At 63.4% G+C, this 21,954-nt stretch carries 16 protein-coding genes; 9 read left to right on the forward strand and 7 right to left on the reverse strand.

Features of this window, described 5'->3' with window-relative positions:
• Positions 1–28: 28 nt before the first annotated feature.
• The 9 genes from hyi (at position 29) to ACFY9W_RS20455 (ending at position 9,789) form a co-directional block, all read left to right on the forward strand.
• Positions 29–811: a hydroxypyruvate isomerase gene (hyi, locus tag ACFY9W_RS20415; RefSeq protein WP_391133758.1), complete on the forward strand. Its 783-nt coding sequence runs from the start codon at positions 29–31 to the stop codon at positions 809–811.
• Positions 812–981: 170 nt separating this feature from the next.
• On the forward strand, positions 982–1,875 hold the full coding sequence (locus tag ACFY9W_RS20420; protein WP_391133762.1) for a 2-hydroxy-3-oxopropionate reductase: 894 nt from the start codon (positions 982–984) through the stop codon (positions 1,873–1,875).
• A 240-nt stretch (positions 1,876–2,115) separates the two neighbouring features.
• Entirely contained in the window at positions 2,116–3,390 is a 1,275-nt protein-coding gene (locus ACFY9W_RS20425; RefSeq protein ID WP_391133765.1) for a DUF4147 domain-containing protein, read from the forward strand.
• The gene (gene pyk / locus ACFY9W_RS20430) at positions 3,387–4,802 is read left to right on the forward strand and encodes a pyruvate kinase (RefSeq protein WP_391133768.1); all 1,416 of its coding nucleotides are present in this window, start codon (positions 3,387–3,389) and stop codon (positions 4,800–4,802) included. Before ACFY9W_RS20425 ends, pyk begins: the two co-directional genes overlap by 4 nt.
• A gap of 186 nt (positions 4,803–4,988) precedes the next feature.
• Positions 4,989–5,861 carry an urea transporter gene (locus ACFY9W_RS20435; protein ID WP_391133771.1) on the forward strand — a complete coding sequence of 291 codons (873 nt, stop codon included), beginning with the start codon at positions 4,989–4,991 and terminating at the stop codon, positions 5,859–5,861.
• Between the two features lie 44 nt (positions 5,862–5,905).
• On the forward strand, positions 5,906–6,727 hold the full coding sequence (locus ACFY9W_RS20440) for an ion transporter (protein WP_391133774.1): 822 nt from the start codon (positions 5,906–5,908) through the stop codon (positions 6,725–6,727).
• Between the two features lie 136 nt (positions 6,728–6,863).
• Entirely contained in the window at positions 6,864–7,862 is a 999-nt protein-coding gene (locus ACFY9W_RS20445) for a sulfate ABC transporter substrate-binding protein (RefSeq protein WP_391133777.1), read from the forward strand.
• 510 nt (positions 7,863–8,372) lie between these two features.
• The gene (locus tag ACFY9W_RS20450) at positions 8,373–9,002 is read left to right on the forward strand and encodes a DUF1062 domain-containing protein (protein ID WP_391133780.1); all 630 of its coding nucleotides are present in this window, start codon (positions 8,373–8,375) and stop codon (positions 9,000–9,002) included.
• A gap of 28 nt (positions 9,003–9,030) precedes the next feature.
• Positions 9,031–9,789, forward strand: a complete 759-nt coding sequence (locus ACFY9W_RS20455; protein WP_391133782.1) for a thioesterase domain-containing protein — start codon at positions 9,031–9,033, stop codon at positions 9,787–9,789.
• A gap of 38 nt (positions 9,790–9,827) precedes the next feature.
• Here ACFY9W_RS20455 and ACFY9W_RS20460 read toward each other — a convergent pair whose 3' ends face one another.
• The 7 genes from ACFY9W_RS20460 to ACFY9W_RS20490 all read right to left on the reverse strand — a co-directional run bounded on the left by ACFY9W_RS20460 (position 9,828) and on the right by ACFY9W_RS20490 (position 21,933).
• Positions 9,828–10,583: a creatininase family protein gene (locus ACFY9W_RS20460; protein ID WP_391133785.1), complete on the reverse strand. Its 756-nt coding sequence runs from the start codon at positions 10,581–10,583 to the stop codon at positions 9,828–9,830.
• A complete protein-coding gene (locus tag ACFY9W_RS20465) occupies positions 10,580–11,461 on the reverse strand; it encodes a hypothetical protein (RefSeq protein ID WP_391133788.1) in 882 nt (293 codons plus the stop codon). The genes ACFY9W_RS20460 and ACFY9W_RS20465 overlap by 4 nt, the downstream gene beginning before the upstream one ends.
• 49 nt (positions 11,462–11,510) lie before the next feature.
• A complete protein-coding gene (locus tag ACFY9W_RS20470) occupies positions 11,511–12,020 on the reverse strand; it encodes a nucleoside 2-deoxyribosyltransferase (RefSeq protein ID WP_391133791.1) in 510 nt (169 codons plus the stop codon).
• A gap of 66 nt (positions 12,021–12,086) precedes the next feature.
• Positions 12,087–13,742, reverse strand: coding sequence for an aminotransferase class III-fold pyridoxal phosphate-dependent enzyme (locus ACFY9W_RS20475; protein WP_391133794.1), 1,656 nt, complete (start codon positions 13,740–13,742; stop codon positions 12,087–12,089).
• A gap of 38 nt (positions 13,743–13,780) precedes the next feature.
• Positions 13,781–15,073, reverse strand: a complete 1,293-nt coding sequence (locus ACFY9W_RS20480; RefSeq protein WP_391133797.1) for a beta-ketoacyl synthase N-terminal-like domain-containing protein — start codon at positions 15,071–15,073, stop codon at positions 13,781–13,783.
• Positions 15,045–18,689: a beta-ketoacyl synthase N-terminal-like domain-containing protein gene (locus ACFY9W_RS20485; RefSeq protein WP_391133800.1), complete on the reverse strand. Its 3,645-nt coding sequence runs from the start codon at positions 18,687–18,689 to the stop codon at positions 15,045–15,047. Before ACFY9W_RS20485 ends, ACFY9W_RS20480 begins: the two co-directional genes overlap by 29 nt.
• Positions 18,682–21,933, reverse strand: coding sequence for an amino acid adenylation domain-containing protein (locus ACFY9W_RS20490; protein ID WP_391133803.1), 3,252 nt, complete (start codon positions 21,931–21,933; stop codon positions 18,682–18,684). Before ACFY9W_RS20490 ends, ACFY9W_RS20485 begins: the two co-directional genes overlap by 8 nt.
• Positions 21,934–21,954 lie beyond the last annotated feature (21 nt).

Below are 21,954 nucleotides of genomic sequence, written 5' to 3' on the forward strand. Positions count from 1 at the left end.
GGGGGCCTTCAACGCAAGGAGACACCCCATGCCTCGCTTCGCTGCCAACCTGTCCATGCTGTTCACCGAACAGGACTTCCTGGCCCGCTTCAAGGCTGCCGCCGATGCTGGTTTCAGCGGCGTCGAATACCTGTTCCCGTACGACTTCAGTGCCGCCGAAATCAAGCAGCAACTGGAAGCCAACGGCCTGACCCAGGTGCTGTTCAACCTGCCCGCTGGCGACTGGGCCAAAGGTGAGCGTGGCATCACCTGCCACCCTGACCGCATCGAAGAATTCCGTGCCGGTGTCGACAAGGCCATGGAATACGCCAAGGTGCTGGGCAACACCCAGGTCAACGCCCTGGCTGGTATTCGCCCACAAGGCCCGGATTGCGCCACCGTGCGCAAGACGTTCGTGGAAAACCTGCACTACGCCGCTGACAAGCTCAAGGCCGCCGGTATCCGCCTGGTCATGGAAATGATCAACACCCGCGACATCCCGGGTTTCTACCTGAACACCACTAAACAGGCCCTGGAAATCCAGGCCGAAGTGGGCAGCGACAACCTGTTCCTGCAGTACGACATCTACCACATGCAGATCATGGAAGGTGACCTGGCGCGCACCCTGGAAACCAACCTGCAGTTGATCAACCACGTGCAGCTGGCCGACAACCCGGGCCGCAACGAACCCGGCACCGGCGAGATCAACTACCGCTTCCTGTTCGAGCACCTGGACCGCATCGGCTACCAGGGTTGGGTGGGCGCGGAGTACAAGCCCAAGACCACCACCGAAGCAGGCCTTGGCTGGCTGAAAACGCACAACGCAATCTGAACGGCTGAACGCTAGCCCCCTGTGAAACACGAACCCTGTGGGAGCGGGCATGCCCGCGAACACCGGCATCGCCGGTGCCATCCACCGAGTCGCCTGTTTCGCGGGCACGCCCGCTCCCACAGGGGCCGAGGTTCGCTTGAGACATCACAAATACAAAGAGGCACATTCTCATGGCTAAAATCGGTTTCATCGGCACCGGCATCATGGGCAAGCCCATGGCCCAGAACCTGCAAAAAGCAGGTCACAGCATCTTCGTCTCCACCCACCACGACGCAGCCCCGGCTGACCTGATCGCTGCAGGCGCCGTGGCCCTGGCCAACCCGAAGGAAGTGGCCCAGGAAGCCGAATTCATCATTGTCATGGTGCCGGATACCCCACAGGTAGAAAGCGTGCTGTTCGGTGAAAACGGCGTGGCCGAAGGCGTGGGCCCGAACAAGATCGTGATCGACATGAGCTCGATCTCCCCTACCGCCACCAAAACCTTCGCCGAAAAAATCAAGGCTACCGGCGCCGCTTACCTGGACGCTCCAGTGTCCGGTGGCGAAGTCGGTGCCAAGGCCGCGACCCTGAGCATCATGGTCGGTGGCTGCCCGAAAGCCTTCGAGCGCACCCTGCCGCTGTTCGAAGCCATGGGCAAGAACATCACCCGCGTGGGTGGCAACGGCGACGGCCAGACTGCCAAGGTGGCCAACCAGATCATCGTTGCACTGAACATCCAGGCTGTTGCCGAAGCCCTGCTGTTCGCCGCCAAGAACGGCGCCGACCCGGCCAAGGTGCGTGAAGCACTGATGGGCGGCTTCGCTTCGTCGAAAATCCTCGAAGTGCATGCCGAGCGCATGATCAAGGGCACCTTCGACCCGGGCTTCCGCATCAACCTGCACCAGAAAGACCTGAACCTGGCCCTGCAAGGCGCCAAGGAACTGGGTATCAACCTGCCCAACACCTCCAATGCCCAGCAAGTGTTCAACACCTGCCAGGCCCTGGGTGGCGGCAACTGGGACCACTCGGCGCTGATCAAAGGCCTGGAACACATGGCCAACTTCTCGATCCGCGACGACAAGTAATCTGTAAGCCTTAACGGCCTCTTCGCGGGCTCGCCCGCTCCCACAGGGATCGCACCGCCCTCGAAACCTGTGCAGTACCTGTGGGAGCGGGCAAGCCCGCGAAGAGACCAACACCGATGAACCTGCGACCACAGGCTCATAAGGTGGCACCGAGCAACACCCGCCCCTGGTTCGGCCTGCACGGAGGCAGTTCCAGGGGCGTTTTTGATTCTGCAGAACAACAATAATTGGGAGCCTGCCATGTCGGTCGATCCGCAAAAAATTCTCCGCGAGCTGTTCGACACAGCCATCGCTGCCGCCCACCCCCGTCAAGTGCTCGAACCCTACCTGCCCGCCGACCGTAGCGGCCGGGTCATTGTCATCGGCGCCGGCAAGGCCGCAGCCGCCATGGCCGAAGTGGTCGAGAAAAGCTGGCAGGGCGAAGTCTCTGGCCTGGTCGTCACCCGTTACGGCCATGGCGCCAACTGCCAGAAGATCGAAGTGGTCGAAGCCGCCCACCCGGTACCCGACGCCGCCGGCCTGGCCGTGGCCAAGCGCGTGCTGGACCTGGTCAGCAACCTCAATGAAGACGACCGCGTCATCTTCCTGCTCTCCGGCGGTGGCTCCGCGCTGCTGGCGCTGCCGGCCGAAGGCCTGACCCTGGCCGACAAACAGCAGATCAACAAGGCACTGCTGAAATCCGGCGCCACCATCGGCGAGATGAACTGCGTACGCAAGCACCTCTCGGCGATCAAGGGCGGCCGCCTGGCCAAGGCGTGCTGGCCGGCCACCGTCTACACCTATGCCATTTCCGATGTGCCCGGCGACCTCGCCACGGTGATCGCCTCCGGCCCGACCGTGGCCGACCCGAGCACCTCGGCCGATGCCCTGGCCATCATCAAACGTTACAACATCGACGCCCCCAAAGCCGTCATCGACTGGCTCAACAACCCGGCGTCGGAAACCGTCAAGGCCGACGACCCGGCCCTGGCCCGCAGCCACTTCCAGCTGATCGCCAAGCCCCAGCAGTCGCTTGAAGCCGCTGCGGTCAAAGCCCGCCAGGCCGGCTTCAGCCCGCTGATCCTCGGCGACCTGGAAGGCGAGTCGCGCGAAGTGGCCAAGGTACACGCCGGTATCGCCCGGCAGATCGTGCTGCATGGCCAGCCACTGAAGGCGCCGTGCGTGATCCTGTCCGGCGGCGAAACCACAGTGACGGTGCGCGGCAACGGCCGTGGCGGGCGTAACGCCGAGTTCCTGCTCAGCCTCACCGAAAGCCTGAAAGGCCTGCCGGGTGTGTATGCCTTGGCCGGTGACACCGACGGCATCGACGGCTCGGAAGAAAACGCCGGCGCCTTCATGACGCCAGGCAGCTACGCCCGTGCCGAGGCCCTGGGCCTGTCGGCCAGCGACGAGCTGGACAACAACAACGGCTACGGCTATTTCGCCGCGCTGGATGCGCTGATCGTCACCGAACCGACCCGCACCAACGTCAACGACTTCCGCGCCATCCTGATCCTTGAGACTGCCCAATCATGACGCCTGATAAAAAAGTAAAGATCCTCGCCACCCTCGGCCCTGCGATCAACGGCATCGACGACATCCGCCAGCTGGTAGAGGCCGGGGTTAACATCTTCCGCCTCAACTTCAGCCACGGCGAACACGCTGACCACGCCCTGCGCTACCAGTGGATCCGCGAAGTGGAGCAGCAGCTCAACTACCCGCTGGGCATCCTCATGGACCTGCAAGGGCCAAAACTGCGCGTGGGCCGCTTTGCCGAAGGCAAGGTGCAGCTGCAACGCGGCCAGGCCCTGCGCCTGGACCTGGACAAGGCCCCGGGCGACAGCCGCCGGGTAAACCTGCCGCACCCCGAAATCATTGCCGCCCTTGAGCCCGGCATGGACCTGCTGCTGGACGACGGCAAGCTGCGCTTGCGCGTTACCGCCAAGCACAGCGACGCCATCGACACTGAAGTGCTGAACGGTGGCGAGTTGTCTGACCGCAAGGGCGTGAACGTGCCGCAAGCGGTACTCGACCTCTCCCCGCTCACCGAAAAAGACCGCCGCGACCTGGCCTTCGGCCTGGAACTGGGCGTGGACTGGGTAGCCCTGTCGTTTGTGCAACGGCCGGAAGACATCACCGAAGCACGCCAGCTGATCGGCGACCGCGCCTACCTGATGGCCAAGATCGAAAAACCTTCGGCGGTCGAACAGCTGCAAGCCATCGCCGAACTGTCGGACGCGATCATGGTGGCCCGCGGTGACCTGGGCGTGGAAGTGCCGGCCGAAAGCGTGCCGCAAATCCAGAAACGCATCATCGGCACCTGCCGCCAGCTGGGCAAGCCGGTAGTAGTGGCCACGCAGATGCTCGAGTCCATGCGTTTCTCACCGGCGCCAACCCGCGCCGAAGTCACCGACGTGGCCAACGCCGTGGCCGAGGGTGCCGACGCAGTGATGCTGTCGGCCGAGACCGCGTCGGGCGATTACCCGCTGGAAGCCGTGCAGATGATGAGCAAGATCATCCGCCAGGTGGAGAACGGCCCGGACTACCAGGCCCAGCTCGACGTTGGCCGGCCGAAGGCCGAGGCCACCGTGTCGGACGCCATCAGCTGCGCGATTCGCCGTATCAGCGGCATCCTGCCGGTGGCGGTGCTGGTCAACTACAGCGAGTCGGGCGCCTCGACCCTGCGTGCTGCCCGTGAGCGGCCACGGGCACCGATCCTGAACCTGACGCCAAACCTGAACACCGCGCGCCGCCTGAGTGTGGCCTGGGGCGTGCATTCGGTGGTCAACGACCGCCTGCGTCAGGTTGATGAGGTTGTGTCTACCGCGCTGGAAATTGCCCAGGCGCAAGGCATGGCCAGCCGCGGTGACACGCTGTTGATCACTGCCGGTGTGCCTTTCGGCAAGCCAGGGTCGACTAACACGCTGCGGATCGAGAATTTGATCTAAGCCACTGCATTTCCCCTGTGGGAGCGGGCGCGCCCGCGAATACGTCAGCCCAGGCAACGTCGTTGCTCCTGCTGGCCCTTTCGCGGGCACGCCAGCTCCCACAGGGTCGGTGGTGTCGCAAACAATCGCGGAAAACCCGAGGCCCAAAGAGGCCCACCGCTTCCCTTCAACCTCACTGACTGCCCCATGTACACCAAAAATTTCGTCAACCCGTGCCCCGACTGGGCCACGGCGTTACTCAACGGTTTCAGCCAGGTGCTGCTGCTGCGCAACCCCCTGTGCGGCCTGTGCTGCCTGCTGGCCATCCTGCTGACCGCCCCCGACCTGGTCGGCGGCGCCCTGCTCGGCGCCCTGGCAGGCCTGATCACCGCCCAAGCCCGTGGCTACGACCGCGCCGACCGCCAGGCCGGGCTGTACTGCTACAACGGGGTGCTCATCGGCATCCTGATCAGCGCCGTGCTGCCCTGGTCGGCCATCCTGCCGCCGCTGATCATCGCCGCCGCCGGCCTGTCCAGCATCATCACCCACCAGTGGCGCAAGCGCGGCGGCAAGCTGCTGATCGCATACACCGCGCCGTTCGTGCTGCTGGGCTGGGCCGCGCTACTGTTCGCCAGCCCCTCGCCCAACGGCTTCGTCGAGGCCGATCCGCTGCACGCCTTGGCGCGCGGTGTAGGCCAGATCTTCCTGCTCGATCAGCCCTTGGCTGGTTTGCTGATTATTGTCGGCATGTTCATCGCCAACCCTTATGCCGCACTGTGGGCGGTGATCGGTTCGGCCATCGGCGGCGGCGTGGCACTGCTCGCCCACCAGGCGCAAGCCGCCTGGCTGGGCCTGTACGGTTTCAACGCTGCGCTGGCGGCATTGGCATTCAGCCGGCAAGGTGAAAAGCCGTGGGTGACACTGCTGGCAATTGCCCTGGCCCTGTTGCTGCAACCATTGTTCAAGCTGTTGCCGGTGGCCGGCCTGACTGCGCCGTTCGTTACTGCCTGCTGGCTCATGCACCTGGGCAACTACCTGGCCCAACCCAGGCAGCGCAACGCCAGCCGCTTGCACAGCTGAAACGCAGCCCCTAGGCTCAGCCCATCGCATTTTGGAACGAGCCAATGAACAACCCTGCAAGCCTGCGCGAGCGGCTTTATGTCATCGTCTTCCAGACCGACACCGTGGCTGGAAGGCGCTTCGACAAGATCCTCCTGCTGATCATCCTCGCCAGCCTGGTCACGGTGATTCTCGACAGCATCGACGAAGTACACCAAAGCTACGCCGGCCTGCTGGCAGGCATCGAATGGGGCTTCACCGGGATCTTCCTGGCCGAATACATCACCCGCCTGTACTGCTCGCCCAAGCCTTTGCGCTATGCCTTCAGCTTCTACGGCCTGGTCGACTTGCTGGCGATCGTGCCCGGGATCATCGCGCTGTACTACAGCGACGCCCAGTACCTGTTGATCATCCGCGTGATACGGATGCTGCGGATCTTCCGTGTGCTCAAGCTCAGCCCTTACCTCAAGCAGGCCCACTACCTGATGGAGGCGCTGCGCGGCAGCAAGCAGAAGATCATCGTGTTTCTGGTGACGGTATCGACTCTGGTAACCGTGTTCGGCACCTTGATGTATGTGATCGAAGGGCCGGAGCATGGTTTTACCAGCATCCCCAAGGGTATCTACTGGGCCATCGTCACCCTCACCACCGTGGGCTTTGGCGATATCGTGCCGAAGACGCCGCTGGGGCAGGTGCTGTCGTCACTGGTGATGATTACCGGCTATTCGATCATCGCCGTGCCGACTGGCATCTTTACCGCCGAACTGGCCAATGCCATGCGCGGGGAGCAGTTGCAGCATGATTGCCCGACTTGCCACAAGAAGACCCATGAGCATGGGGCGGCGTTCTGTTCCCGGTGCGGGAATGGGTTGTTTCCCAAGCAATGATGCTGCCTGTACCCGCGAAAGGGCCAGAGCAGGCAGCGGCATAACCAAAGTGTTTTTTGTTCTTTAACCCGCTTCAAGCCACCCGCTATAGTCGCTGGCAATCTGCCCCAATAACCTTCAAGAACAAGGAAGCAACGTGAAAAAACTCTTCACCGCCTCGCTGCTCGCCGCAGGCCTGGCCTTGGGCAACATCGCCCAGGCCGCCCCTACCCTGCTCAACGTTTCCTACGACGTGATGCGCGACTTCTACAAGGACTACAACCCGGCCTTCCAGAAGCACTGGGAAGCCGAGCACAAAGAGAAGGTCAACGTGCAGATGTCCTTCGGCGGCTCCAGCAAGCAGGCGCGTGCGGTGATCGATGGCCTGCCGGCCGACGTGATCACCATGAACATGGCCACCGACATCAACGCCCTGGCCGACAACGGCAAGCTGGTGCCGGACAACTGGGTGAGCCGCCTGCCCAACAACAGCGCGCCGTTCACCTCGGCCACCGTGTTCATCGTGCGCAAGGGCAACCCGAAAGCCCTGAAAGACTGGCCCGACCTGCTCAAGGACGGCGTGCAGGTGATCGTGCCCAACCCGAAGACTTCGGGTAACGGCCGCTACACCTACCTGTCCGCCTGGGGCTATGTGCTCAAGCAAGGCGGTGACGAGGCCAAGGCCCGTGACTTCGTAGGCAAGCTGTTCAAACAGGCGCCGGTGCTGGATACCGGTGGCCGTGCAGCCACCACCACGTTCATGACCAACCAGATTGGTGATGTGCTGGTTACCTTCGAGAACGAAGCCGAAATGATCGCCCGCGAGTTCGGCCGCGACCAGTTCGAAGTGGTTTACCCGAGCGTGTCGGCCGAAGCTGAGCCGCCGGTAAGCGTGGTGGACAAGGTAGTGGCCAAGAAAGGCACCCAGGCCGTGGCCGAGGAATACCTGAAGTACCTGTGGTCGCCAGCGGCCCAGGAAATTGCCGCACAGAACTACCTGCGCCCGCGCGATGCGACCGTGCTGGCCAAGTACACCGACCGGTTCCCGAAAGTGGACTTCCTGTCGGTGGAGAAAACCTTCGGTGACTGGCGCACCGTGCAGAAGACCCACTTCAATGATGGTGGCGTGTTTGACCAAATATATACCAACCAATAGCCGTAAGGGGGCATCTGGCCTAATGCCAGTCAGTCAAGACTGACTCATTGACCTTTAGCCTGTAGGCCACAAAATCCGATGCTTGGAAACGAGCATCGGATTTTTTATGCGCCGCCTGTCAAAAGCCCTCTCTCTGAAACACCACCTTAGAGATTAAAGCGCGGCTATTGAGCAAAACGGTCAAAGGAAAGGTCCGGTGGCTTCCTAGAGCGGTGAAGCAACGACCAGCAAAGTACCCCACCCGAAAATAAAAAAGCCAGTCAGCTTAACTGACTGGCATTATACATCTACCCCCATTTTTCTTCCCCTTCCCCTACCCCTTTCGCTATTCCGGCTAGTCAAGAAACATTTTGAAATAGCACACCTCCAGCACCAGACCTACAACTTACAAATAAGCAAGACATTTCTGACATATAGAAATATCTAGTACACACCTGCCTTTCAAGCTACCTTGCCGAGAAAATCACAAAGCGCTAAGGTACCGTCGACAACTTTAAAAGGATCAAGCCAATGATAAATGGACATATCAATTGGTTGATAAAGCCGCTCGGCTATCAGCCAATTACCAAGCGATGCCCTTCGTGCGAAGTCAAAAAACTGTTCCTACCCGCCGGCACGTTCAGGGTCAACGCTCAGAAAAAAACTCTTGATGTCTGGAATATCTACAAATGCGAGAAGTGCGACTACACGTGGAACATTGACATCCACGCCCGCATCAACACCAACAAGCTCGACCCTGAACTTCATCAACGTTTTCTGCACAATGACCTTGATGAAGTTCGTCGTTACGCCTACAACTACAGCTTGTTGAAACGCAACCATGCCGAACTCGGCCCGACCCCACCCTATGAGATACAGGGGCCATCACCGTACGCGCTCACTGACACCGAACAGGTGATCATCACCCTCGACTTTGAACAGGCCATTCCCGTGCGCCTGATCAATATCCTCACCCGTAAGCTTTGCCTTTCCCGCGGCCAGGTCGCCCGCTTGATCGACGAGGGTGTACTGCTCGACTTGTCGCCAAGCGACCTCAATCGTAAGTTCAAGCAGAGCATGACGCTGCGTATGAGCCTGGTACGCCTCTACCAGCTTGATCCACCGTTCGTGGAAAGCACATCCAACGTGGAAGTCTCCTGACATCACTGCGTATTCAAGGAGGAGGACAGTGTCATGCTGTTTTCAAAATCCGCCCATCCCGACAAACTCAATCTGCTGTGTTTTCCCTTTGCGGGGGGGCAGCGCCGATTTCTACAACCGCTGGAACTCCCCGGCGCTCAATGACATCGTTGTTCATCCTATCCGATTACCCGGGCGCGGCCAACTTATAAACCTGCCACTAATCAGCAATATGCCGCTTTTGATAGACCTGATAATAAACGAGCTTTATCGCTTTCGCGACTGCCGCTTTGCATTATTAGGCACCAGCATGGGCGGCTGGCTCGCGCTCCAACTTGCACAAGAGCTCAAGCGCCGCGAAAGTTTGCTACAACCGGAATGCCTGGTTATATGTTCCACGGCCCACCCCGCATTCCGCAAACATTTGCCGCAAATTGACAACATTGATCAGAGCGCCGCGATCAGGCGGTTGGGCGAGTTCAACCCATCCTGCCTGGCCACGTTGAAAAACCCTGAACTGGCGTCGCTGTTCCTGCCCATCCTGCAGGCTGACTTCACCCTGTGTAGAACCTGGCAATTCAATTCTAACGTTGGCGTCAACTGCCCGATCTGGGCATTTCATGCCCACGACGATCACATCGTCGACTACAGCATGATGTTGCCTTGGAAAAACCTCACCTGCGGCGCGTTTCAGATGACCCGCGTCGACGGAGATCATTTTTTCACCGAGCACCCCTCGCCCGCGTTTCTCGAACAACTGCATCACCTGCTCCACGTGGCGCAACGCCAACCACTGCTGCTGCCTTGAAAAGCGCCGGCAGTCACTGCCGGCGCCCAGTTCATCCCTTAACCATCGACTTCTTCGAGCAAGCCACTGATCTGCTGGCGCACATGCTCGAACAGGCGCCTGCCGATATCCGCGCTGGCCGCCGAGGTTTTCGACAACACCCCTTGAGTCGATGCGCCTTGCGAAAGTGGCAACTGGTAAACTCCGCAGCGCGGCGGATGCTCATGATCTGGACGCGGCGTACGCACCAGATGAGGATGCAAGTGCAGCATCAAGCTGGTCTCCGTGATTCCCGCATGCTCTGCATGCCAGCCCGGGAACTCGGGCAAGTGCTCGCCGACCCATTGCTCGCCGACCAGGCTCCACCAACTGAACGCCAGTACCGAACGCTGGCCAAGCAACCCACGCTCGCGCACTTTGTCGAGCGCCTCGAAAACGAACGCTTCATTTTCGTAGTGGCCGTTAATGATCACCAACTGCCGGAACGGCAGGCTGGCCAGGCTGCGAAGCGATTGTTCCAGGTAATCGATGAAGGTATCCCCTTCGATGAACACCGTACCTGGAAACTGCAACCCTCCCCCACTCTGTGGCAGCGAACGCACGGAGATGGGCAGCAGTGGCAGCATGATCGCCCGCCGGTCGGCACACAGCGCCTCGGCGAATGCCTCGGGGATCAACGCATCAACATTAAGCGGCAGGTGCGGCCCATGCTGCTCGATGCCGCCCACCGGCCACACCAGCACCTGGCCCTCCACGGCCTGCCGCACATCCTGGCTGGTCAGCTCGCTGAACCGCACGATGTTGAGCCCACTCATCCTGCCACCCTCCGTGTAGCTCCCGGATCGAGATCGAAATATTCATCGGTGATGCGTTCAAGCGTGCCGAACATGTCCTGGTGCAGCGCCGAATACACCTGTGCCATCTGCGCGCCGGCCAGCTGGTACTCGCGCACATCGCGACCGTTCTGCACGCCTCCGCAGCCCATGATCGGCAAGTCGAAACCGCGCTGGCGCAGTTCATAGATCGCGGCCAGCACCAATGGCTTGATCCCCGCCCCCGAATAACCGCAAACCCCTCCCAGCACTACGTCCCTGCACTCAGGGTCGAACGCCAGACCCGAGATGGTGTCGCTCAGGGTCAGCGCCGATGCGCCGCCACGCTGTGCGGCCATGGCACGCTCATGCAAGCCCTGGCCAAGGGCCAGCTTGACCGCGAATGGCGCATCGGTGCTTTGCCTAACGGCCTGTGCATAGGCCTCGACACGCTCGGGCGTGTCTTCGGTAACATCCTCCGCGTGCAGGCAGGATATGCCCAACTCCAGTGGACAATCGCTGGCTTGTGCCACCTGCGCGGCCAGTTCGCCAAGCGCGGCAGGGGTGGCGGCATGGATCGAGGCAATGATCGCCAGCCCCTCACGTTGGAACTGGCCGAGCAATATCAGCCAGTTGGCGACCGAGCGCTTGGAGTAGGTGGTGTTGTTCAGCATGCCGGTACCAATGGCATGGATCCGCTCGGTATGGGTCTTCTCGCAGCCCGGGAAAATGGTCTTGGTGACCACTGCCCCAGCCCCGCGCGCCATCAGCTGCCGGATGTTCCGCGCCTGGTCCGACAGCAGCCCCGAACCTACGATAAGCGGCGACGCCAATTGCAGGCCAAGCACCGAGTAGCCGCTGCGTTGTTGTTCAATGTTCATCACTGCATCCCTGTGACAAGAATCGAAGAGGTGGAACGTGGGCAGGCGCTCACACCTGTACCGCGCAAGGTTGCCTGGCAAGCAGCCCCTGGAAGATCTCGCCGATCTGCCAAGGGTTGGCGCGAAAATCACGGACATCGAGTCGGGCAACCGTACCCACATGCTCCAGCCCCTTGAGCAGGTGGCTGGCGTTGTCGACGATCGGCATTTCGGTGACCAGCAACACCGGCCGACGCAACGCCGAAGCCCAACCCAGTTCGATGTGCGTGCCGTCGGTGCGCAACAATTCGCCATTGGCCAGCACCGGCAGGATAGGCATGAATACATCGCACTCCTGCATCCAGGCAAAATCACGCCGCGAAACCATTTCCGGGGTGAAGGCTGGCGTATCGACACCGAACTTCTCGGCCAGGTGAGCCGACAGCACCTGGCCGTTGAGGTCCCTGACCGCCTCGACCGCCAACTCGATGGTCTGCCTGAGTTCCTGATGGAAACCCTCTTGGCGGATGGCGAACTGGATCGGGCCACCAATAAACACTTTCAGGTTGCGCAATGGCATGGGAAAACTCCTTGTTGAGGTACTGGATGAACCATCGAGGGTGCCCGGCAAGGCACCCTCGCCGGGTTAGATCAAGCCTTGACCACGCAGCTCTTCGAGGCTGTCGACGAATGCCTGGTGCACCTGGTCCAGGTGCCGGTCCTGGTGCGCGGCGCTGAGGAACCAGCAGCGCCACTCCCAGATGTAGACGCCGCGAAGCAGCAGGTTGTAATAGAGCAGGTCCATGTTGTCGCGATGCACCAGGCGCATGAACGACGAGAAACTGCGCGCCTCGATGGCCACCTGGTAGGTCGCGAACAGGTCGTTCAAGCGCGCCGAGAAAACCTGTGTCCGCAGGTTGAGTTCCTCGGTGAACGCCGCACCGCGGCGCTTGACCTCAAGTAGCGAAGCCTTGGCGGTGGCCATCGCCAACGGGTGCTGGAAGAAGGTCCCGCCAAAGAACGTCGGCTCCACCGCCGGGAAGCTGTCGTCCCCGTACTGCCAGGGTCCACCATCGATGGCATCAAGCGTGCTGCCACGCCCGGCGACCACGCCAAGCGGCATGCCTCCACCGATGGTCTTGCCGTAGGTGACGATGTCTGCATTGATGTCGAACAGCCCTTGCACCCCCGCAGGGTGCGCGCGAAACCCAGTGACGATCTCGTCGAAAATCAGCAAGGCGCCCACGGCGCGGGATGCGTCGCGCAGGGCGCGCAGATAGGCTGGGTCGGCGAGGCCCGGGTCGCGGGTCGGCACTGGCTCTATCAACACCGCGGCGACCTGCTGGCCATGGCTGGCAAGAAAATCGAGCGCCGCCTGCGAGCCGAATTCGAATACCGATACATCCTCCACCATGCCTGCGGGGATACCGATCGAGACCGGGCTGGTCGCGCCCGCGCGCGATGGGTCGGCGCTGGCCAGTACCGCATCCCAATGCCCGTGATAGCTGCTGGAGAACATCACCACGTGGTTGCGCCCAGTCGCCGCCCGCGCGGCGCGCACGGCATTCATGATCGCCTCGGTGCCGCTGTTGACAAAGGCCACTCGGTCCATGCCCGTGACCTCGCACAACAACTCGGCCACCTGCAGTGCCGTCGCGTTGCGCGCGCCCAGGCCAAAGCCCTGTTCAAGCTGGCACTCCAGCGCCTGGCGGACGAAGGTCGGGGCATGCCCGAACAGATGGGTACCGAAGCCCATGGTCATGTCGATGTAGTCATTGCCATCGAGATCGCGCACCCTGACGCCCTCGTACTCAGTGCACACCAGCGGGTAGAGCAGCTCCTTGACCGAACCCTTGAAGCCGATGCCCGAGCGGCTGTCGGCGATTCGCTGGCGAACAGCCGTGGCATGGGCCTTGGACATTTCGGTGCGCTGGGTATAACGCGGGATGAAGTTCGCCAGGTAGCGGCGCCTGACATCCGACTCGACCGGGTCCGAACCACGACGCATCCATTTGAACGCCCCCTCCGGGCGCTCGTCCGCAACCTGCTGGACTGACAAGCCCGACTGCGACTGCAAGTACTCGCATAACTGACGGATGGTTTGCAGCTCGGAGAAGAACTGCCGTACCGACAGCTTGACGCCGAACTGGCGCTGGATCGGCGCCAACACTTCGAACAACTGCAGCGAGTCGGCCCCCATCTCGGTGAGCGTCGCATCGATATCGACCGAGCGGGCCGGTAGGCCAAAGGCCTCGGCAAACACCTCGATCAGTTCCTGTTCCCTGGATTGCACGGTTTGCATGGGTATTTCCCTCCTTGACTATCAATCAGCGTGTCTGTTCATGCCACGCCCGCTGCGCCGCCAACGATGACGTGCGCGTTGGTTCCGCCGATGCCGAACGAACTGACGCCAGCCAGACGCTCATGCACGGCCCGCTGCCACTGTCGACTCCTGCCGCTCACGTCGAAGGGCGACGATGGGTCGCGCAACTCGCTGCAAGGTTGCTCGCAGTTGAGGGTCGCGGGCAGGACGCCCCAGCGCACGGCCTGAATGGCTTTGATCAAGCCGACGATGCCTGAGGCGCAGTCCGCGTGCCCCAGCGTCGCCTTGACCGACCCAAGCGCGCAGCTGCGCGGGGGCGAACCCTCGAAGATTCTCGACAACGCCCGCAGCTCCACGGCGTCACCCACCGGCGTGCCGGTGCCGTGAGCCTCGAGCAGGCCGATATGCTCGGGTTGCACGCCCGCGCGGCGCATCGCCTCGCGAATGACCCGCTCTTGGGCCTTCACGTTCGGCGCGCTGTAACCCGCCTTCTCCAGGCCATCGTTATTGACCGCCGAGCCCTTGATCAACGCCAGCACCGGGTTGCCGTCGCGCCGGGCATCAGCCAGGCGGCGCAGGCCGACGAAGGCTGCGGCATCGGCGAACAAGGTGCCATCGGCACGCTGGTCGAATGCCCTCACCCGGCCCGACCGGGAAAGAATGCCGCCTTCGTGGTGCAGGTAGCCGACGTGCGCCGGGTAGCGCACGCACACACCGCCGGCCAGCGCCAGGTCGCACTCGCCGGCCCTCAGGCTGGCGCAGGCCAGGTGCACTGCCACCAACGAGCCCGAGCAAAAATTCGCCACATTGATCGCAGGCCCGGTGCAATCGAGCTTGTAGGCCACACGTGTGGCCATGGCGTCGCTGCTGCGGCCACCAAGGGTGAGCATCGCGTCGGAGGGGCTTTGATCTTCGAGCCGCTGAAGGTCATGCCAGGTATCGGCCCGCGTGCCGACGAACACCCCACAATGGCCAGCCTCGCGCCCCGTGCGATAACCCGCGCCCAGCAACGCCGCCTGGCACAGCACCAGGCATTGACGTTGCTGCGGGTCCATGCGCGAAGCCTCACGCGGGGTAAATCGAAATGCGCCATGGTCGAACTGCTCCGGCGCCTCGAGAAATGCCCCCCGCGGGACCAGCACCTGGCCTTCGCCGGCAGGCACCGGCCCACACCCCGGGTCATAGGTGGCTACCAGCTCCTGGGCATCCTGGATCGCTCGCCACAGTGCATCGCAGTCTGCAGCTCCGGGAAAACGTCCCGCCAGGCTGACCACGGCAATCTCATCGGCGTTGTTGATGATGGCCTGCATCGTCCTCTTCCTCCTTGCTCACATCAGGTAACTGTGCTTTCACCCGCTCGGCCAGTGCACGCGCACTGGCGAACTCGAACAGATCGACCATTGACAGGCTCACGCCAAACAGCAGATTGACCTGTCGGATCAATTCAGCGCCGACCAGCGAGTCCCCTCCCAGATCGAAGAAGTTCGCATCGTCACTGACCTGGCAGCGCAGCACCTGCTGCCACAGGGCTGTCATCGCCGACGGCCCCTGGCGTTGCGCGGTACTCGCCGCGCCCGCGAGAGCTGGCGTGTGCGAGGCTGGCGCCGCGGCCAGTCGAGCGGCCAACGGGGTGCTGGAAACGACGAACCGGCGGTGACGTGGCAGCGCGGCGAAGATCGCATCCAGCAGGCGATCGACTTCCTCGGCCACCAGGCCGGCGCTGCGACTTGCGCCATACCGGAAACCTTCGTTGTGCTCCCAGCCCTCCCATCCATCCCAGTCGATGGCGAAATAGTTTGAGTGCCCGGCCCCGCGCCCACTCCAGAAGGCACAGGCTTCATTCGCTGCGGCATAGGGGCCCAGGCCAAGACCACCGGCCAGCACCGCCAACGAAGAGACATAGCAGCCAAAACGCAGGGGGCGCTCAGCGAACCACGCATGCAATGAACACGCGCCCTGCCACTTGGCAGCCATCAACACCTGCCACTGCTCGACCGTCGAACGCATCAGCCATTGCTGCGTGCTGTTGCCCGACAGCCCGGCCGCATGCACGAAGGCATTGGGCTCGATACCGTCCGCCTGCAAGCGGTCGAGCGCGGCGAACAGTGCCTCACGGTCGGTGATGTCGGCGTCGATCACCTCCACACGCACGCCCAGTTCACGCAGGGCCGCCAGGCGCTGCTGGCGAGTCCGGCGACGTTCGCCATCGTTGCTTTGCGGGCGTTGCACCAACACCAAATCGGCACCGTGACGCCGCGCCAGGTAGCTGGCCATGCCAAAACCCACCGTACCGAGTCCGCCGGTGACCAGGCAGACCAATGGCTGGGCGAACGTCGGCGCGTCGAGGGTATTCGCCATCACCTCATGGCCCCGCGTCCACACCTGCCCTGAGCGCAACGCGCAGAGCATCGGCAACGAGCCAGCTCGCGCCAGCACCTCGGCCAGGGCACCGGCCTGTTCGGGGTCATCGGTCAATGCCGGGGGGACATCGATGACCCTGATCTTCACAGCGGGATGTTCATGCCCGATGGCCGTGACACACGCCAGCGCAGCGGCGGGGCCGACGCGCACCTCAGCGACAGCCAGGGGATCGGCGAAACCCGCCCCGACCAATACCAGCTCCACGGCCTGGTGGCCTTGCTCGATCAATTGCCTGACCTGTTCGCACAAGCGCCAGGCCAGGCTCGGGTCATCCATCGACGGTGCCCGGCTCTCCCACAACCAGACAAGCCGTTCGCCCCCTTGTCCGGCCTGCCCTTCGGCCAAGGCTTGCACCCCTCGCCACCGCAGTGCCTCGCACAGAGGCCCACGCATGCCCGGCGCCACGCCGAGCAACTGCACGGTATCGCCAGCCCCGCCAAGGGCGAACCCCTGCAAACGCCCCTGACGCCGCCACTGCTCCACATAGACCTCGGGGGCACGCTGTGCCGCGTCAAGGACCGGTTGCGTGTACCAGCACTGCCTGCGCCGCAGCGGCGCGAATGGCAGCTCACGGTGCGTCACCTGCCGCCCCCCTCTGAGCACCGCCCAGTCCACCTGCCCGCCCATCGCCCAGAAGCGGCCCAGCCAGGCCCGCAATGGCGACCCGCACGCCTCCAGGTCCAGCACCATCGCCGCCTGCCGCGAAGCAGCGGCAACGGACATGCCCGCCACGAGGGGCGCCTCTTGCGGCGCGAACGCAAAGGCCAGCGCGTGCCCCGGCAGCAAGCGTTCAAGAAAGCCGGTCAGCGCCCGCGCTGGCACTTCGCGTTCAAGCTGGTCACCCTGCACGCCTGCCTCGCCCTGCAATTGCTGCAGGCAACGCTGATAGCCAGGCTCATGGGAAAGTGCCAGCGACAACGCATGATTGACCACCACACGCAGCGCACGGGGCTCGGCTTCGACCTTGGCCACGGTGAACTCACGCGCGCGCAGGGCGTGGCTCAGTTGCTCGAGGTCGTCGACATGCAGTGCCGCTCGCCAGGGCAGGCTGGCACGGCCCTCCGCCAGTCCATCGGCGACGTGCTCGAGGTGAAGGTCCGACGCCTGGCCAACCCGTTCGCCCAGTGCAGCGGCCAGGGCCTGCACATCCTGCTGGTCACGCCCGCTGAGCAGGATCGCCTGTGGCAACCCCAGGGCCACCTGGACGGGCCGCACGGGCGCCTGCTCGAGCACCATGTGCACATTGCTGCCACCTGCGCCGAACGAACTGACACCGGCCCTGCGCACCTGGCCCGGTTGCCAGTCCTTCGGCTGGGTATTTATCAGGAACGGGCTGCGCTCGAAATCGCATGCCGGGTTGGCACGCGTGAAGGTCGGGTGTGGCGCGATACAGCTATTGCGCAGACACAGCACGGCCCTGGCAAGCCCGGCAAAACCTGCCGCGGCAGCCAGGTGGCCGAGGTTGGCCTTCACCGAACCCAGCGCGCAAAATCCTCGACGGTCCGTGTGCTGGGCGAAAGCGCGGCACAGGGCATCGAACTCGACCGGGTCGCCGAGCATAGTCCCGGTACCGTGGGCCTCCACCATGCCGATCATGTGTGCCTCGACCTGGGCCAGGGCCATGGCCTGAAGGATCAACTGCCGCTGGCCCTCCATGCCTGGCGCGGTGAAACCCGCGCGCCCGGCACCGTCGTTGTTGGCCGCCGAGCCCAGGATGACCGCTTGAATGCTGTCGCCAGCCGAAAGGGCGTCCTCCAACGGCCGCAGCGCCACCAGGCCGACGCCATCACCGAAGAACGTGCCGCTGGCCTGGGCATCGAATGGCCGACAGCTGCCATCGCGCGAAAACATCAGGCCCGACTGGTAGAAGTAGCCCGGGCGCGCCAGGGCATGAAACGAAACGCCCCCGGCGAACGCGACCTCGCACTCCCCCAGCAACAGGCTGTTGACCGCCAGGTGCAGGGCGCTCAGTGAAGAGGAGCAGCCCGTCTGCACACTCATGCTCGGCCCCTCCAACCCTAGCTTGTAGGACACCCGAGCCGTCATGTAGTCCTTGTCGTTGGCCAGCATGCGTTCAGTGCCGGCGGCGGACATCAGGTCACATTCCCCGCCGATCACATTGAGCTGATAGGTGTTCATCGAGCACCCGGCGAACAGCCCGATTCGCGGGCGCCGCAGCGGGTTGCCCAGCCCGGCGGTCTGCGTCAACTCCCAGGCACACTCGAGCAACAGACGATGCTGCGGGTCGAGCAGCTCGGCTTCGCGTTGGGTCATGGCGAAGCATTCAGGGTCGAACTGCGCGGCATCGGCAAGCCGTGCGTCGACCGGCACGAAGGCGGGGTCATCGATCACCGCGGCACTCAACCCCATGCGTCGCAGTTGCGCCGAATCGTACCGGGTGGAGCAGACCTTGCCTTGCACCAGGTTGCGCCACAGCTGGCGAGGATCCTGCGCGGCCGGCAACCGGCAACTCATGCCGATGATGGCAATGGCTTGATCATTCATGGTGGCCTCCTTCGGCGACCTGCATCCCGGGCCGCTGCCTGCGCCGCATCAAGGTATCGCGCCGCCGCTCAGGCTCGAGAACCGGCGCGCTGGCCAGGCGGTCCTGCGCTTGCAGCGCCTCGGCCAACATTCTTGGCGTCACCCAGCGGAACAGGTCCGAGGGGCGCAGTTGCCGCCCCTCGGGCCACTGTTGCAAGCGGCCATGCACTTGCAGCAACGCCATCGAGTTGCCGCCCAGGTCGAAGAACGCATCGTCCAACCCCACCTGGCTACGTCCGAGTACCTGGGCCCAGATCGTCCGGACCCGTTCGCGCCAGTCGTCACTGTCCGCCGAGGATTGCGCTGGCACCGCGTTCATGGCCTCGAACATTACGCCGACAGCCTTGCGATCGAGCTTGGCGTGACGGTTCAGCGGCAGGTCCGCCACTGCCAGCAACCGCGTAGGCTGCATGTAGGCCGGCAGCCCTCGCCGCAGGTGCTCGCGCAAGGCGTTCTCGTCGAAGGCGGTAACCGTGTCATGACACTGCACGAGCACAACCAGTCGCGCATGCCCCGCGACATCTTCCAACAGCGCCGCCGCCTGACGGACTTGAGCGTGCGTTTCCAGGCAGCACTCGAGCTCGCCAAGCTCGATGCGATAGCCGTTGAACTTCACTTGCTCGTCGCGACGCCCCGCAAAACGCAGCCGTTCACCATCCCAGTAGCCCAGGTCGCCGGTGCGATAGGCGATGGCATCCCCACGGTAGGGGTCGACGATGAAGCGCTCGCGGTTCTGCTGGGCCAAGCCAACATAACCCAGTGACACCCCCGCCCCACCGATCACGATTTCGCCCAACCCTCCCATGGCGGGGCACGCCTCGTCGTTGAGCAAATAGAGCGTTGCAAAAGGCAGTGGCCGGCCGATCGGCACGATCACCTCCTGCGCCAGCGCAGGGGTAACGTGTTCGATAGTGGCGAACACTGTGGTTTCCGCCGGCCCATAAAGGTTCCACAGCGCCCAGCGCTCGCTCAGAAAACACTGGGCGGTCGCACCGGGCAGCGCCTCCCCGCAGACGATCCAATGCCGGGCGACGAGCTGCGCCGAATGCCTGGGCAAGTCAGCCGACAACTGCCGCAGCCCGGAAGGTGTCTGGGTGATCACATCGACCTGGTGCCGGACCAGCCACTCGAGCAGTTGGTCCGCACGCGAGCGCACCGCCTGCGGGATCACCAGCAGGCACCCGCCTGAGCACAGCGCCCCCCAGATTTCCCAGACGGAAAGATCGAAGCTGGCCGCGTGCGACCAGCTCCATACCAGACCCTCCGGCATCTGCAGTGTCGTGTACATGGCGTCGAGCAGCGCCACCACGTTGTGCTGCGCCACATCGATCCCCTTGGGCTGGCCGGTGGAACCGGAAGTGAACACGCTGTAGGCGCAGGTGCCGGGCGCACTCAGGTCGAACAAAGACCCCTGAACATGCTCAAGACCTGGGCCTGCAACCGGGCAGCAGCGAACGCCATGCTCATCTCGCCAGGGCAATGGCCCCTCGGCGACCACCAGGTTGATCGCCGACTGCCGGACGATCACGGCCAGGCGCTCGGGCGGCAGGTTCGGATCCAGCGGAACATAGGCGGCCCCAGCGCGCATGGCCGCAAGCATCGCCACCACCGCCTCGATGCCGGGCGCCAGCAGCACGCCGACCCGATCACCGGGCGTCACGCCGAACTCAGCCAACTGCCGGGCCAAGCGCACGCTGCGCGCCTGTACGGTGCGATAATCCAGCTCGCTGTCCTGCTCTCGCAGCGCCGCAGCCTGCGGATCGCGGGCGGCATGGGCATCGAACCAGGCCACCAAGGAGGGTTGGCGCGCCCCCTGGACCGGCTCGCCGTTCAACGGCCCGGGGACATGATTGTAGTCGCTCTGCCAGGCGATGTTATGCGCATCGCCGCACACCGCCTGCTCACCTAGCAACGCATCGACGACACCCAGCCAGTGCGCTGCGAAACGCTCCAGGCCTGTGGTGGAAAAACTCCGCGAGTCACCTTTGATGACGCAACGCAGGCTATCGTGTGCCTCTACCAACTCCAGCGCGATATCCACCTGGCCCTGCTGTTGCGCCAATGGCCAGGGGGCGATACGCAACCCGGCCCATTGGGCACCCGCCTGCGGCCCTGCCATCTGCAATGCCAACCAGCGCGAATGTTCCACCCGACCCAGCAGGTTGACGGTGGTCTGGAACAACGGATTGCGCCCTTCGGGGCGTGGCACCCCCAGGGCATCCACTACCGCAGCCAGGTCGAACCCCCGATTGTCCAGTGCCGCATGCAGGTCTGCGCGGATGGCGCCGACCAGGTCATGCCATGACCCCGCTGGGCGCACGCGCAAGGGCAACACGTTGAACAAGCTGCCAAGGGTGTGGGCGAATGTCGTGTCGCGCATCGACATGGGCATGCCGACCACGACCTCATCCTGGGCGCAGGCCCTGGCCACCGCCGTGGCCCAGGTTGCCAGGATCACCGCATACAGCGACGCCTGCCGTTCTTCGGCCACGCGCCTGAGGCCACGCAAGCGCTCACCGTCGACCTCCAGGTAGTGGCTGTCGCCTGCCGCGATCCCCTGTCGCCAGTGGTTCGGCCAGTCGAGGGGCGCCGGTACCTGGCCCAGGTACCGATGCCAGTAGGTTTGCTCGCAATCCATGGAAGAATCGCCGGTTCCATGAGCACGGCGACGGTACTCGGCGAACGGCACGGACGTGTCGCGCCAATGCTCGACATCACTGCCGGTTTCGTCCAGGTAGAGCGATTCCAGTTCATCGAGGATCAGGCCAAGGGAGGTGAAGTCGGCGATGACGTGGTGCGCGCATAGCACCAGGACATGAGCTTGCGCCCCCCGGGCGAAGCAGCCCAGGCGCAGGCAGGGCCCCTGGCGCAGTTCGAAGGGGGTGGCGAACCAGCTGTCGATCCGCGCCTTGATGGCGCGATCGTCCAGGCCCTGCCCATCGATGAACGCGACCGGCACGTCCAGCTCGGCGTGGCAAACGGCCGTCGGGCCACTGCGACCGCCGTCATAGGTCGTGCGCAGGATGTCGTGCCCGGCCACCAGCCTCTGCCAGGCGAAGCGCAGTGCCTCCAGGTCGAGGAAACCGGTGATGGCCGTGGCCAGCCCGATGTTGTAGCGCGTGTCGTCCGGTTGCACCTCGGCCATCAGCCACTGCGCATGCTCTTGGGCCGTCAGCCGCGTCTCCAGGGTTTGCGATGTATCCATGAACGGTACCAACTCCTTGTA

The organism is Pseudomonas sp. NPDC008258 (assembly GCF_042956345.1).
Classification (GTDB): Bacteria; Pseudomonadota; Gammaproteobacteria; order Pseudomonadales; family Pseudomonadaceae; genus Aquipseudomonas.